The organism is Micromonospora echinospora (assembly GCF_014203425.1).
GTDB classification, from domain to species: domain Bacteria; phylum Actinomycetota; class Actinomycetes; order Mycobacteriales; family Micromonosporaceae; genus Micromonospora; species Micromonospora echinospora_A.
On the sequence record NZ_JACHJC010000001.1, the window covers coordinates 941,955 to 955,038 of the forward strand.

Sequence of the window (13,084 nt, forward strand, 5' to 3'; positions counted from 1 at the left end):
GCCTCTGGCCCCGGGGCGGGGGTTGCGGTTACCGTGCGCCGATGACGAGCTCAGGGCGGGGTGCCGCAGTGGTGACCGGCGCGGCCGGTGGGCTGGGCCGGGCGATTGCCGCCGCGCTGCACGCCGACGGGTGGAACGTGCTGCTCACCGACGTCGACGCCGGGGCCGTGCAGACCGCCGCCGCGCCGCTCGGTGGCTGGTCCCGCCCGCTCGACGTACGCGACGAATCCGCCTGCGCGGACGTCGCCGCCGAGGCGGCGGCCGCGCCCGGTGGCCTGGGACTGTGGGTGAACAACGCCGGCGTCCTGGTCACCGGCCCGTCCTGGGAGCACGACGCCGCACGACGCCGCTCGGTGGTCGAGGTGAACGCGCTCGGCGCGATGAACGGCACGCTCGCCGCCGTCGCGGTGATGCGCGAACAGGGCCGCGGCCACGTGCTCAACGTCGTCTCGCTGGCCGGGCTGATCGCCGCGCCCGGCGAGACGGTGTACGCGGCCAGCAAGCACGCCCTGCTCGCGTTCAGCCTCGGCACGTTGAGCGACCTGCGGATGGCCGGCGTCCGGGGCGTACACGTGTCGTGCCTGTGCCCGGACGGGATCTGGACGCCGATGCTGCACGACAAGCTGGACGACCCGGGTGCGCTGGCGTCATTCACCGGCGCGCTGCTGACGCCGGAGCGGGTGGCCGCGCGAGCCGTCCGGCTGGCCCGCCGGCCCCGGCCGGTGGTCAGCCTGCCGCGCTGGCGCGGCGCGCAGGTACGGCTGCTCGACGCCTTCCCCCGGCTCGCCCTGGCCCTCACGCCGGTGATCCGGGCCACCGGCCGGGCCGGTCAGCGGCGGCAGGCTCGCCGGGTCCGGGGAAACCCGAGCCCACCTCGCTTGTAACGTTGCCGACGTGACTCATCTCGACCGGTGCGACGAGGCCAGCCGGCGCTGGGTGACCGAGGCGATCGCCGCTGTCGAGGCGGACGCCAACCGCTCCGCCGACACCCACCTGCTGCCCTTTCCGCTGCCCCGGGACTGGGGGATCGACCTCTACCTCAAGGACGAGTCGGTGCACCCCACCGGGTCGCTCAAGCACCGGCTGGCGCGCTCGCTGTTCCTCTACGGGCTCTGCAACGGCTGGATCGGCCCGGACACCACGATCGTCGAGGCGTCGTCCGGCTCGACGGCGGTCTCCGAGGCGTACTTCGCCCGGATGCTCGGACTGCCGTTCATCGCGGTCATGCCCGCCTCCACCTCGCCGGAGAAGATCGCCCAGATCGAGTTCCAGGGCGGGCGCTGCCACCTCGTCCAGGACCCGGCGAAGGTGGTGGTGGAGGCGCGCTGGCTCGCCGAGGACACCGGCGGCCGGTTCATGGACCAGTTCACGTACGCCGAGCGGGCCACCGACTGGCGGGGCAACAACAACATCGCCGAGTCGATCTACGCCCAGCTCGCGCTCGAACGGCACCCGGTGCCCGCCTGGATCGTGGTCGGCGCCGGCACCGGCGGCACCAGCGCCACCATCGGCCGCTACGCCCGCTACCGCCGGCTGCCCACCAAACTCTGCGTGGTGGACCCGGAGAACTCCGCGTTCTACCCCGCCTGGCAGGCCGGTGACTGGTCGGTGTGCACCGACCGTGGCTCGCGGATCGAGGGCATCGGGCGGCCGACCGTCGAGGCGTCCTTCCTGCCCGGCGTGGTGGACCGGATGGTCCAGGTGCCGGACGCCGCGTCGCTCGCCGCGATGCGGGCCGGCTCGGCGGTGCTCGGCCGCCGCGTGGGCGGCTCCACCGGCACCAACCTGTGGGGCGCGTTCGGGCTGATCGCCCAGATGCTGGCGGACGGACGTACCGGCTCGGTGGTCACGCTGATCTGCGACCCGGGCGACCGGTACAGCGACACCTACTACTCCGACGAGTGGGTGGTCGCGCAGGGCCTCGACCTCGCCCCGCACCTGGCCACCGTCGACCGGTTCCTGACCGACGGCGCCTGGCCCGCCTGAGCGGAGCCCTGGCTTTTCGGCGGCGGGCGGTCAGCGCGGGTCGACCCGCTCGGCCAGCCCCGGGTAGCGCACCACGAAACCCTCCGGGTCGACCTCCAGGTCGGCCGTGAACGTGCCGCTGGCGTACCGGACCCGGCCCGGGCCGAGCGAGGTGTAGACCTGCTCGGCCGGAATCACCGCCAGGCCGGGCAGCAGCACCCAGGCCACAGTCACCGCCGTCGCCATGTCGGCGGGCAGCCGCCCCAGCCCGATCCGGCGGATCGGCATCGTGTTCGTCAGCGGCGACCCGCCCAGGTCGATGTCGAGCGCGTCGTCCAGCCGGCCCGGGTCGTCGGTGCCCGGCAGCCCCGCCGGTGGGTGGCCCGCCGCGCTCAGCGCCGCGTCCAGGTCACCCTCCTCGCCGGTACGCACGCGCCAGCCGTCCTGACCCCGCTCCAGGCGTACGCTCCGCGACCAGCCGGCGCCCTCGGCCTCGACCTCCAGCCGGCTCGTCGACCAGTCGGGCGCGAGCGCCAGGCGGTAACGGCAGGTGTACGGGATCGGGTCCACGGCGAGTGCCACGCCCTGCGCGGTCAGCCCCTGCCCGCCGTCGAGCACGACGTGCTCGGAGCCGGCGGTGTCGGTCCGGGCCCAGAAGAGCGACTTCGGCATGGTCCGGACGTTACGCGACCCGGCGGCCAGCGGCAGCGGATGCGCGAACGCCGCCGCCGCCCGGAGGGCCACCGACTACCCCTGCTCGTCGCCCTCGGTGGGGCGGGGCGGCCGGTTGTGGCGGGCCCACTCGTCGACCTCGTCCGCGTCCCAGACGTTCATGCCGATCAGCCGGGCGAGCGGCTCGGGGAACCCGGGGCGACGGGTGATCTGCAGGACCCGCTGACGCGATACGCCGAACAGGGCGGCCAGCTCGCCGGGCCCGTACAGGCGTGGTCGTCTCACACGCCGAAAGGAGGCACGAGACGTCCTGATCATGCCTCGTCGTGCTACTCGTCGTCGTCCGCCGGCCGGGGCGGCCGGTGCTCTCGGATGTACCGCTCCACGTCCCGCTTCAGCCAGATCGCGCCGACCGACAGCTCTTGATACGGCGCGGGGAATGCGGGATGCCGCCGGATCTCGCGAAACCTCGATCTGCCCACGCCGAGCATCGTCAAGATCTCACCGGCCGCGACAAGTTCGCCCGGTCCCGTCTCCTTGGTCACGACTTCGAAGGTAGGAGCGGGCTATCCCGTCTATGGTGACGCGAACAAATAACCCCACCCACGTGGGCCCGTCAATGTTGCCAGGGGGGCAGGTGGGCGATCTGATGGATTAGGCCCCCGTCCGGTGGCGAGTTCGCGGCGGACCGGGGTGCCACCTGGAAGTCGACCCATGCAGGAGGCCCCGAGTGACCCAGCGCCACGCTCCGCTGAAACCCCTTTGGGTCTGTACGGCAGACCTGCTCAACTGGCCGTGCGAGAACGCCAAGGTCGAGTTGGTCGCTGACTACAAGCACGACCGGCGTAACCTCGCCGTCGATCTGGCCGCCCTCATGCGGCAGGCGACCGATGACCTGGCCAGGCTCTACTCCAAGCCGCCGGATCCCGCCGAGATGCACATCCGGTTCATCGGCTGGCTGCGGTCGGTGCGCAATGTCTGACCCGATCGGCACCGGTTTGCTGTTGGCCGCCGTCATCGCCCAGGCGTTCGGCTGCTGGGTCGCCTGGTCGTGGGGCCGGTCCGCTCGGCGCAGCCTCCGGCAGACCATCGACAAGGCCATCCCGACGCCGCCGCCCGACTGGCAGCCTCGTCACCGGCTGTCGATGTTGAATGAGCCGACCCGGCGGTATCCCGTTCTCGCACCGCGCGGCTAGAACGCCACCGGGCCCTTGACCTGCAGACGCACTGCCGCCGCCGAGCAGGTGCTCGGCGGCGGCAGTGGGTGCGCTCAGATCAGTGGGTACGTGCCGGCGGGCGCCCGCCGAAGCCGCGCCGGTCGTCCCGGCCCCGCCCCTCGGCCCGGAAACCGCCGCTCCGGCGCTCGGCCGGGCGCGCGTCGCCCCGGTCACCGAAACGCCGCTCGGCGTGCGGGCGGTCCTCCTGGCGACGGTCGCCGAAGCCGCGCGAACCGCTCGGCCGGTCGTCGTTCCGCCGCTCGTCGCGGTCGTACCCGCCCCCGGTCGCCGGCCGGTGCCGGTCCCCGAACGGGCGGTCGGCGCGCTCGCCGAAGCGCTCGCCGCGGTCACCGAAGCTCCGGTCGTCGCGCCGCTCCGGCCGCCCGAAGCGGCGCTCGCCGCCGCCGGACCGCTCGCCCGAGTAGCGCTCGCCCGCCGGCCGGTCGCCGAACCGGCGGTCACCGCCGCGGTCCGCGGGCCGGTCGCCGGACCGCTCGCCCGCGGGCCGGTCGCCGTAGCGGCGCTCGCCCCGGCCGTCACGATCGCCGAACCGGCGCTCGCCACGGTCGGAGAAGCCGCCCCGGCCGCCCCGGTCGAAGCCCCGGCCGTCACGGTCGCCGAAGCGGCGCGGGCCGCCGCGTCGCGGCTCCGGCTCGTCCCGCACCGGTACGCCGCTGGGCTCGCGCGCGCCGGTCAACTCGGCCAGCGTCTCGTCGCCCGCCCGGACCCGGGCCTCGGCCGGCTCGACGCCCGCCTTCTCCATCATGGCCAGTGTGGTGCGGCGCTGCTTGGGCAGCACCAGGGTCGCCACCGCGCCCGACTCGCCGGCCCGGGCGGTACGGCCGGCCCGGTGCAGGTAGTCCTTCGGGTCCTTCGGCGGGTCCACGTGCAGCACCAGCGAGACGCCGTCGACGTGGATGCCCCGGGCCGCCACGTCGGTCGCGACCAGCACGGGCGTGCGGCCCTCGCGGAACTCGGCGAGCGTCTTGGTACGCATGCGCTGCGTCTTGCCGCCGTGCAGCCCACCGGCCCGCACGCCGACGGCGGCGAGCTGCTCGACCAGCCGGTCCACGCCGAGCTGCGTACGGGCGAACAGCATGGTGCGGCCCTCACGGGCGGCGATGGACGCCGCGACCGCGAACTTGTCGTGCGGCGGGATCAGCAGCATGTGGTGATCCATGGTGGACACGGCGGCGGTGGCCGGTGCGGTCGAGTGGGTGACCGGGTCGGTCATGAACCGCTTGACGAGCGAGTCGACGTCGTTGTCCAGAGTGGCCGAAAACAGCAGGCGCTGCGCGTCCGCCGGGGTCTTCGCCAGGAGCTTGGTGACCTCGGGCAGGAAGCCCATGTCGGCCATCTGGTCGGCCTCGTCCAGAACGGTGATCTCGACGTCGTCGAGCCGGCAGACGCCGCGCTCGATCAGGTCGCCGAGCCGTCCCGGCGTCGCCACGACGATCTCCACGCCCCGGCGCAGCGCGTCGATCTGCCGGTCGTACGGCACGCCGCCGACGGCGGTCTTCAGGAACACGCCCACCGACTTGCCGAGCGGCACCAGCGCGTCGTTGACCTGCATGGCCAGTTCGCGGGTGGGGACCATGACGAGGGCGCGGGGGTGCAGCGGCCGGGCCCGGTTGCGGTCGGCGAGCCGGGCGATCACCGGCAGGCCGAAGGCGAGCGTCTTGCCGGAGCCGGTCTGGCCCCGGCCGAGTACGTCGCGTCCCGCGAGCGAGTCGGGCAGGGTGGCCCGCTGGATCTCGAACGGGGCGGTGATGCCCTGCCGGGCGAGCACCTCGACGAGCTGCCGGGGCAGGCCGAGCGACGCGAAGTCGACGGCGTCGGAGTTCAGGTCGACGGACGGGGACGTGCTGGATTCAGCGAACGTGGTCAAGAAATGCCTCTCGAGCGGGGCGCATCTTCGCGATGGCCCGCCGCGGCCTGTCACGCCGCCGAATCACCAGCAAGATCGCCCATGGGCGCACACTCTGGGCGCGCCGGGTCAGTAATCAGAGACAAGTGTACGGCGCATCGCCGACTCCGCCAGGGCAACGCGATGCGGTAGTGGGCGGGCTCACCCCTGTCACTCGATCAGCATCGTCCCGGTCAGGCCGCTGAGCGCGTCGTTGGCCAGGAAGACCACGAGCAGGCTGATCGCGATGAGCATGGTCAGCGCGACCGCCAGCACGATGATCACCTTGGTGTTGCCGCCCCGGGCGGCCGGGCTGTCCTCGGACCAGCCCTGAGCCAGGATGTGCCCGGTCAGCGATCCGGAGTTCTCCAGCGGGTTGCCCTGCGGGAACGACACGGTGGCGAACCCCGGGCCGTCCGTCCCGCCGCCGTACGTGGTGCCGGCGAGGTCCGTGCTGCCGGCCTGCGGGCGTACCGGACGGGTCGTGTCGGCGTCGCGGGCCGGCGTGGCCGGCGGCGGCCAGGTCGGCAGCGCCGGCGCCGGCACCGCGGGCGGCGGCGGGGCGGAGACGGGCGCGGCCGCCCACGCCGGACGCGACTCGGCGGAGGGCGCCGGAGTGCCGGGCCCGGACAGCGGGCCTGGCGTGGACGGGAAGGGCGTGGTGGGCGCGGGCGGCGGCACCGCCGAGCCGGCCGACGGCGTGGCGAACGACGGCGGGCCCGCGGTGGCCGGCGGCGTCGCGAACGACGGCCGGCCCGTGGTGGCCGGCGGCGCGGGGAACAGCGGCGCGGGCAGCGGGTTCGCCGCGGCGGTCATCGCCGGTGGCGGCGGGAACGGGGGCGCGGGCATCGGACCCGGTGGGGGCGGCGGCGGGGGCACCGCGGGTCCGGGCGGCGGCACCGGCGGCCCGGGTACCGGCGGAACCGGCCCCGGTGGGGCGGGCGCCGGTGCGGGCGGCGCGGGCACGGGTGGCGTCGGCCGGAACGGCGGCTCCGGCTCCGGCTCCGGCGGCGCGGGCGACGGCGGGGTCGGGCCCGGTACCGGGGTCGGCGCCGGCTCGGGCTCCGGACCGTGCGGGGCAGGGGGCTGCGCGGGCTCCGGCGGCTGGGCGGGCTCCGGCGGCTCCGGGTTCACCGGACCCGCCCGGTAGACCGTCGCGGCGGCGGGAGCGGACACCACCGAGGCGGCGATCTCGTCCGCGGACACCCGGCTCAGGCCGGGTACCGCGGCGCTGGCCCGGGCGTGCCCCACGCTGCCTGGCGCGGCGGGCTTCGCGGACGGCGCGGCACCGAGCCCGGCGGGCTTCGCGGACGGCGCCGCGACCGGCTCGGCGGGTTGCTCGACGAGGGCGGGGGCGGGGGACGCGGTGCCGGAGTCGGCAGACCCGGCTGCCGGGGTGCCGCCCCGTGAGCCGGTGGAGGTGTTCCCGGCCGCGCTCTCCGGACGGCCCGGCGCGGCGTCGCGGTCCGGCCGGTCGTCCGTCGCGACCGCATCCCCGTTGGCGGCGTCCTCGACCGGCGTCTCGCCGCCTGCGGATGCGGGCGCGCCCGGCGGAGTGGACTCGCCAGCCAGAGGCGGGGCGGCCGGAGCGGCCGCGGCAGGCGGAACGGCCGGGGCAGGCGAGCCGTTGGGGGCCGCCGGAGCGGGCGCGGGCACCCGGGCGGAACCGGAGACGCGGGGGGCCGGGATTCCAGCCGCTGGGCCGCCCGGGGAGGGTGCGCTCGTGGCGGCGGGGGCCTCCGGCGTGGCGGCCGGCTCGGGCGTCGCCGGGCGTTCGGCCACGGCGAAGGCGGACCAGGTCGACGGGGGCACTGTCGCGCCGGGGAGACGCCGGTCCAGCGGCGGCACGGCGTCGGCCGGTGCGCCCGCGCGGTACGTGGTGGGGCTGGACGGCGGCGCCGGCCGCTCGTCACCGGCGGGTGGCGGCACGGCCGAACCGGCGACGGTCACCCGTGCCCGCGCGACGGCCACCGGCCCGGGGCGGGACGCTGCCGGGCTGTCGTCGGCCGGGCCGGCGGCGTCGGGCGTCGGTCCCGGGTGGACCTTCTCCGCCGGAACCTCGTGCTCGCCCATCTCGCCCCTCCGCACCCACGCTCGCCCCCGACCGTGGCGCCGGCCGAAAGTGCCTGGATCTCACCGTGCCATATTCCGGCCCGGGAGCACAGCCGGAGTGCGGGTTGGGTCAGTCGGCGCTGCTGCTCGGGCTGGCGGAGGCGCTGCCGGACGTGCTGCGCGACGGGGCGACGCTGCTGCTGCTCGGGGCGGCGCTGGTGCTCGGCGCGGAGCTCTCGCTGTCGCTCGGCTCCGGCTCCGGCTCTTCGGACGGGCTGGGCGGCGTGCTGGGCGTCGGGCTGGACGTCGTCGGATCCGGCGTGGGCGTCGTCGGCCTCGGGGTGGTCGGCGTCGGCCTGGGGGTCGTCGGCGTCGGCTTCGGCGTGGTGGGCGTCGGCTTCGGCGTCGGGGACGACGTCGGCGGGGTGGTCGGCACGGGCGGCGGGGGAGCCGGAGTGGCCGGGGCGGCGACGGCTCCGATCACCCGGGTCGCGGCGTAGAGCCGGGACCAGCGGACCACCGAGATCTTGACGACGTCGCCGGTCCGGGGCGCCTCCACCATCTTGCCGTTGCCGATGTACATGGCGACGTGGTGGATGCTCGTCCAGCTGCTGCTGGAGGCGAAGAAGAGCAGGTCGCCCGGGAGCAGCGCGTTCGGGGAGACGGTGCGGGAGCGGGTGGCGTAGTACTGGTCCTTGGCGACCCGCGGCAGGCCCTTGTAGCCGGCCGCCCGGTAGGAGGCGAGCACCAGGCCGGAGCAGTCGAACCGGTCCGGGCCCTCGGCGGCCCACAGGTAGGGGTCGCCGAGCTGGGCGAGGGCGTAGCGGACCGCGGCGAGCGCCTTGGGGTCCGCCGCCAGGCCGTCGATGCTCTGGTTGACGACGTACGAGCTGCCGAGCTGCTGCTCGGCGGCGTCGGCCAGGCGCTCGATCTCGAGCAGCTTGGCGGCGTTCTCCTTGCGCAGCGCGACAAGCGTCGTCTCCTGCTTACGCAGGTCGGTCTCGGCGCGGGTGAACTCGGCGGCCTTCTCGGTCGCCCGGCGCTGGGCCGACTCGCGCGCCTCCCGGGCGATCCGCTCGGCGTTCGTGGCGCGGAGGAGTTCGCCGGTCACCGACGTGGTGGCGCCCTCGGCCTTGTCGCCCCGGGTGATGCGCTGGAGGTTGGCGAAGTCACGCAGGCTGGCGCCGAACTCGCCGGGCGGCAGCGCCGCGTCGGCCTTGACCGCGTCGGCGGCGGCGCTCTTGGCGTTCTCCTGGGCCCGGGTGAGCGCGTCCTGGGCCTCCTTGAGCCGGGCGGCGGACTGGGTCAGCTCGGCCTGTGCGGCGTCCCGCTCGCCCTTGATCCGCAGCATTTCCTCGCCGAGCAGCCCGACCTGGGCGTCGAGCTGGTTGATCTGCGCGATCAGCGGGCCGTCGGCCGGGTTGGTGACGCCGGTGGTGCCGCCCGGCAACCCCGGGACGGTGACCCCGGGCAGGCCGGGAACGGTGCCGGGCAGGCCGGGAACGGTGCCGGGCACGCCGGGGACGCTGCCGGGCAGTTGCAGTGGGCCGGTGACCTGGGGCCGGGAGCCGGTGCTCGGCACGGTGTCGGGCAGCGGGTCGGCCCAGGCCGGGGTGGCGAGCGCCGCCGCCGCTACCGCACCCAGGAGCGCGGACCAGAGGGCCGGGCGCAGAACCGGTGAGATCACCGGCTGCCGGCCTCGTCGCCGTCGGGCCTTGGTGCTGTCGGACATTCCGCTCCCCGTCCGGTCTGGTGCCCGCCACGCGAGGTGGGGCGTGTCAGGACAGGACGGCACTGGTGTGTGTTCCGCCCCACCCTGTCTTACCTCACCGTCGCAGCGATGTCGATGTGCGGAGAGTGACGGCGGACGAACTGGCTCGACCACGTCGGCGGCAGGTCGGACCCGCGACGTACGCTCGATCGGGAACCCAGGGGGAAGGACGTGGCTTTCGGATGGACGCCGGACTCAAGCGCGAACTCGAAGCGAAGGTGTACGCCGGGGAGCGGCTGACCCGCGAGGACGGCATCGCCCTCTACGCCAGCGACGACCTGACCTGGCTGGGCCGGCTGGCCCACCACAGGCGTACCGAGCTCAACGGCGACCGGGTGATGTTCAACGTCAACCGGCACCTGAACCTGACGAACGTCTGCTCGGCGTCGTGCGCGTACTGCTCGTTCCAGCGCAAGCCGGGCGAGAAGGACGCGTACACGATGCGCATCGACGAGGCGGTCCGTAAGGCCAAGGAGATGGAGGACGAGCAGCTCACCGAGCTGCACATCGTCAACGGCCTGCACCCGACGCTGCCCTGGCGCTACTACCCGAAGGTGCTGCGGGAGCTGAAGGCCGCGCTGCCGAAGATCAAGCTCAAGGCGTTCACCGCGACCGAGGTGCAGTGGTTCGAGAAGATCAGCGGGCTCACCGCCGACGAGATCCTGGACGAGCTGATGGACGCCGGTCTGGAGTCGCTGACCGGCGGCGGCGCGGAGATCTTCGACTGGGAGGTCCGGCAGCACATCGTCGACCACAACTGCCACTGGGAGGACTGGTCGCGCATCCACCGGCTGGCCCACTCGAAGGGCATGAAGACGCCCTCGACCATGCTCTACGGCCACATCGAGGAGCCCCGGCACCGGGTCGACCACGTGCTGCGGCTGCGCGAGCTGCAGGACGAGACCGGCGGCTTCCAGGTCTTCATCCCGCTGCGCTACCAGCACGACTTCGTCGACTCGGCGGACGGCAAGATCCGTAACCGGATCCAGGCCCGGACCACGATGGCGTCGCCGGCCGAGTCGCTGAAGACGTTCGCGGTCTCCCGGCTGCTGTTCGACAACGTGCCGCACGTCAAGTGCTTCTGGGTCATGCACGGCCTGTCGGTGGCGCAGCTCTCGCTGAACTTCGGCGTCGACGACCTGGACGGCTCGGTCGTGGAATACAAGATCACCCACGACGCCGACTCGTACGGCACGCCGAACACCATGCACCGCGACGACCTGCTGCACATGATCTGGGACGCGGGTTTCCGCCCGGTCGAGCGGAACACCCGCTACGAGATCGTCCGCGAGTACGACGCGCCCCCGTCGATGGCGGAGCGCCGGTCCGAGCCGCAGCAGGTCTGGGCCTGACCTGGCGATGAGCGGCGAGGAAGAGCAGCGCGCCTTCCCCCGGCGTGACGCCGAGGGGCGCATCCTGACCCTCGGCGACCTGCTCGGCGTGAGCCTCGCCGGCCTGGTCATCGGGGTGCTGGCGTTGCTGGTCTTCGAATGGGCGTTCGCCACACTGGGCGACAGCGGCTTCGGGGGCACGAACGGCTGGCTGGCGGTGATCCTGCCGCTCTGGTTGTTCTGGGACGAGTTCCGGGCCTGGGAGTTCGGCGCCGCCCGGGTGGTGGCCGCGCTGGTCGGCATCGCGCTCGGCGTGCTGGCCGGGCTGCTGGCCGCCGGGCTGGCCTCGGGGCTGCCCGCGCTGTTCACGGGAGCGTTGGCCGCGGCGGTGTTCACCGTGGTCTACGCGGTTGTCTGGTTTCATGGCGTGCACTGGCTGGCCCGGCGTACGGGCTGAGGCACGAAGAGAGTGGGAATGCGGGAATGAGCGCGGCGCTCAAGTACACGCTGGGCCGGATCGGGCTGTTCGTCGTCGTGCTGGCGGCCCTCTGGTTCGTCGACATGAACATGTTCCTGCGGCTGATGCTGGCGCTGATCTTCTCTGCCACGCTGTCGTTCTTCCTGCTCAAGGGCCTGCGGGACCAGATGGCCGGGGAGATGGCGGAGGCGGCGGAGCGGCGTCGCGTGGAGAAGGACCGGCTGCGCTCCGCGCTCGCCGGTGAGGACCAGGCCGAGCCGGACGGCGAGCGCCGCGACGGCTGAGCGGACCGGCGGGGGCCCGGCACGCGACGTCGCGCCGGGCCCCTCGCCGCTCACCAGTTGGTCGAGCCCGGGACGACCGGCCACGGCCGGTCGACCGGCTTGATCAGGTACGCGATGCCGCCGGAGCCGGAGGCCACGGTGCCGTTCGCCCGGTAGCGCTTGGTGCGCAGCCAGATCTGCTCGAACTGCTCCCGCTTGTAGACGTTGCGCACCGCCTCGTTCGAGGAGGACGCGGGGTCGTTGACGATCACGTCGCCCTCGGCGGTGAAGCCGACGATCACGAACAGGTGCCCGGCGGTGCCGTAGTTGGCCCCGTCGAGTTCGCTGGCGAGGAACGACTGCGAGGTCACCACCGGGATGCCGGCCTTGATGAACCGTTCCGCCTCGTCCAGCGAGTGCAGCCGGGTGACCCGGCCCTCCAGGCCGGGGAAGCTCGCCGCGTACGCGGTGTTGAACGGCCAGTTGCCGGCGCCCTCGTACTCGTAGTCGTAGGTCATCCGGGCGGCGTGGTCGACAGTCGGGTCGGGGTAGGCGGGGTCGACCCAGGAGACGTCCTCGGCCGAGGGCTTGCGGCCCCAGTACTCGACCACCATCTCCGTCGAGGTGGGGGAGCACCACGCCTCGCCGCCGCCGTTGTACTCCGGGTACTCGCCGATGTGGACGTTCTGCGAGTAGCGCGGCACGGCCAGCTCGGTGCCCCAGGCGATGCCGCCCCGGCTCGGGGTGACGGTGAACCGGTCCGGCACGTTCGACGCCATCGCGCCGAGCATCCGGACCTGCGGCGCGGCGGCCTGGCCGGGGGCGCGGTAGAGGGTCAGCCGCAGCTGGTACGAGCGCAGCAGCACCCCGGCGTCGGCGTCGTCGATCGAGAACGTGTCGGTCCAGATGCTCGACCACGGGTCGCCCTGGCCGTCCAGCGTGGACCGCTTGATGTCCTGGTCGCCGGAGGCCCAGCGGCCCATGACGAACCACGGGGTCTGTGCCCCGGTGTTGTACGTGCCGTGCAGCTCGACCTGGATCCAGGTGCCGGCCGGGGTGGCGGCGTTCCAGGACGCGACAAGCTCGGTGGCGTCGAACCCGATCCGCCGTTCGGGCGAGGTCCAGGTGGCGTACTCCCAGGTGCGGGTCGTGCCGGTGTGCTCGTCGGTGAACTCGGTGGTGCCCGCCGGGCGGTCGATGGTCAGCGCGGGGTGGCGACCCGGCACGGCGCGGGTGCCCTGGTGGGAGCCGCTGCGCCAGTCGGGGAAGCGGGAGAACTCCTGGAACGTGATCTGTTCGTCGTGCGTGACGCCCGGCCGCGAGGCGTGTGCCTGGGCCGGTGCGGTGGTGCCGAGGAGGGTGAGCGCGGTGAGGCCGGCGAGGGCGACCGCGCGTAGGGATCTTCCGAACATGGCAGCTCCACAGGGAG

14 protein-coding genes are annotated in these 13,084 nt (G+C 74.0%); 7 read left to right on the top strand and 7 right to left on the bottom strand.

The features are described 5' to 3' along the window. Positions 1-41 precede the first annotated feature (41 nt). Both FHU28_RS04520 and cds1 read left to right on the top strand, forming a co-directional pair. Complete coding sequence (locus tag FHU28_RS04520) at positions 42-884, top strand: SDR family NAD(P)-dependent oxidoreductase (RefSeq protein ID WP_184681182.1); 843 nt, start codon at positions 42-44, stop codon at positions 882-884. Positions 885-894: 10 nt separating this feature from the next. Further along, positions 895-1,986: an L-cysteine desulfhydrase Cds1 gene (cds1, locus tag FHU28_RS04525; RefSeq protein ID WP_184681184.1), complete on the top strand. Its 1,092-nt coding sequence runs from the start codon at positions 895-897 to the stop codon at positions 1,984-1,986. 30 nt (positions 1,987-2,016) lie between these two features. On the opposite strand, the gene FHU28_RS04530 is transcribed toward cds1, so the two are convergent. From FHU28_RS04530 to FHU28_RS04540, 3 genes are all read right to left on the bottom strand, one after another. After that, complete coding sequence (locus FHU28_RS04530; protein ID WP_116511077.1) at positions 2,017-2,637, bottom strand: putative glycolipid-binding domain-containing protein; 621 nt, start codon at positions 2,635-2,637, stop codon at positions 2,017-2,019. A gap of 75 nt (positions 2,638-2,712) precedes the next feature. Further along, positions 2,713-2,922: a helix-turn-helix transcriptional regulator gene (locus FHU28_RS04535; RefSeq protein ID WP_041798756.1), complete on the bottom strand. Its 210-nt coding sequence runs from the start codon at positions 2,920-2,922 to the stop codon at positions 2,713-2,715. A gap of 44 nt (positions 2,923-2,966) precedes the next feature. Further along, positions 2,967-3,182 carry a hypothetical protein gene (locus FHU28_RS04540; RefSeq protein ID WP_116503418.1) on the bottom strand — a complete coding sequence of 72 codons (216 nt, stop codon included), beginning with the start codon at positions 3,180-3,182 and terminating at the stop codon, positions 2,967-2,969. A gap of 185 nt (positions 3,183-3,367) precedes the next feature. Here FHU28_RS04540 and FHU28_RS04545 point away from each other — a divergent pair, with 185 nt between their 5' ends. Continuing rightward, a complete protein-coding gene (locus tag FHU28_RS04545; protein ID WP_184681186.1) occupies positions 3,368-3,619 on the top strand; it encodes a flavin reductase in 252 nt (83 codons plus the stop codon). After that, positions 3,612-3,833 carry a hypothetical protein gene (locus FHU28_RS04550; RefSeq protein WP_184681188.1) on the top strand — a complete coding sequence of 74 codons (222 nt, stop codon included), beginning with the start codon at positions 3,612-3,614 and terminating at the stop codon, positions 3,831-3,833. The genes FHU28_RS04545 and FHU28_RS04550 overlap by 8 nt, the downstream gene beginning before the upstream one ends. 79 nt (positions 3,834-3,912) lie before the next feature. Here FHU28_RS04550 and FHU28_RS04555 read toward each other — a convergent pair whose 3' ends face one another. The 3 genes from FHU28_RS04555 to FHU28_RS04565 form a co-directional block, all read right to left on the bottom strand. Further along, positions 3,913-5,742: a DEAD/DEAH box helicase gene (locus FHU28_RS04555; RefSeq protein ID WP_184681190.1), complete on the bottom strand. Its 1,830-nt coding sequence runs from the start codon at positions 5,740-5,742 to the stop codon at positions 3,913-3,915. 189 nt (positions 5,743-5,931) lie between these two features. After that, on the bottom strand, positions 5,932-7,833 hold the full coding sequence (locus tag FHU28_RS04560; RefSeq protein WP_184681192.1) for a hypothetical protein: 1,902 nt from the start codon (positions 7,831-7,833) through the stop codon (positions 5,932-5,934). A 109-nt stretch (positions 7,834-7,942) separates the two neighbouring features. Continuing rightward, on the bottom strand, positions 7,943-9,544 hold the full coding sequence (locus FHU28_RS04565) for a C40 family peptidase (RefSeq protein WP_184681193.1): 1,602 nt from the start codon (positions 9,542-9,544) through the stop codon (positions 7,943-7,945). Between the two features lie 221 nt (positions 9,545-9,765). Between FHU28_RS04565 and mqnE the strand changes: the two genes are divergently transcribed. The 3 genes from mqnE to FHU28_RS04580 are packed head-to-tail and all read left to right on the top strand — an operon-like array spanning position 9,766 to position 11,676. Continuing rightward, on the top strand, positions 9,766-10,935 hold the full coding sequence (mqnE, locus tag FHU28_RS04570; RefSeq protein ID WP_184681196.1) for an aminofutalosine synthase MqnE: 1,170 nt from the start codon (positions 9,766-9,768) through the stop codon (positions 10,933-10,935). Positions 10,936-10,942: 7 nt separating this feature from the next. After that, positions 10,943-11,371 carry a hypothetical protein gene (locus tag FHU28_RS04575; protein WP_184681199.1) on the top strand — a complete coding sequence of 143 codons (429 nt, stop codon included), beginning with the start codon at positions 10,943-10,945 and terminating at the stop codon, positions 11,369-11,371. Positions 11,372-11,397: 26 nt separating this feature from the next. Further along, the gene (locus FHU28_RS04580; protein ID WP_184681201.1) at positions 11,398-11,676 is read left to right on the top strand and encodes a DUF4229 domain-containing protein; all 279 of its coding nucleotides are present in this window, start codon (positions 11,398-11,400) and stop codon (positions 11,674-11,676) included. A 50-nt stretch (positions 11,677-11,726) separates the two neighbouring features. Here the strand turns inward: FHU28_RS04580 and FHU28_RS04585 are convergent, their stop codons facing one another. After that, on the bottom strand, positions 11,727-13,067 hold the full coding sequence (locus tag FHU28_RS04585) for a C39 family peptidase (RefSeq protein ID WP_184681204.1): 1,341 nt from the start codon (positions 13,065-13,067) through the stop codon (positions 11,727-11,729). Positions 13,068-13,084: the final 17 nt, after the last annotated feature.

Coding starts and splice junctions, on each gene's coding strand:
- mqnE (WP_184681196.1), top strand. CDS start 9,766: ATGGACGCCGGACTCAAGCGCGAACTCGAAGCGAAGGTGTACGCCGGG.
- FHU28_RS04530 (WP_116511077.1), bottom strand. CDS start 2,637: ATGCCGAAGTCGCTCTTCTGGGCCCGGACCGACACCGCCGGCTCCGAG.
- FHU28_RS04575 (WP_184681199.1), top strand. CDS start 10,943: ATGAGCGGCGAGGAAGAGCAGCGCGCCTTCCCCCGGCGTGACGCCGAG.
- FHU28_RS04580 (WP_184681201.1), top strand. CDS start 11,398: ATGAGCGCGGCGCTCAAGTACACGCTGGGCCGGATCGGGCTGTTCGTC.
- FHU28_RS04520 (WP_184681182.1), top strand. CDS start 42: ATGACGAGCTCAGGGCGGGGTGCCGCAGTGGTGACCGGCGCGGCCGGT.
- FHU28_RS04560 (WP_184681192.1), bottom strand. CDS start 7,833: ATGGGCGAGCACGAGGTTCCGGCGGAGAAGGTCCACCCGGGACCGACG.
- FHU28_RS04585 (WP_184681204.1), bottom strand. CDS start 13,067: ATGTTCGGAAGATCCCTACGCGCGGTCGCCCTCGCCGGCCTCACCGCG.
- FHU28_RS04565 (WP_184681193.1), bottom strand. CDS start 9,544: ATGTCCGACAGCACCAAGGCCCGACGGCGACGAGGCCGGCAGCCGGTG.
- FHU28_RS04550 (WP_184681188.1), top strand. CDS start 3,612: ATGTCTGACCCGATCGGCACCGGTTTGCTGTTGGCCGCCGTCATCGCC.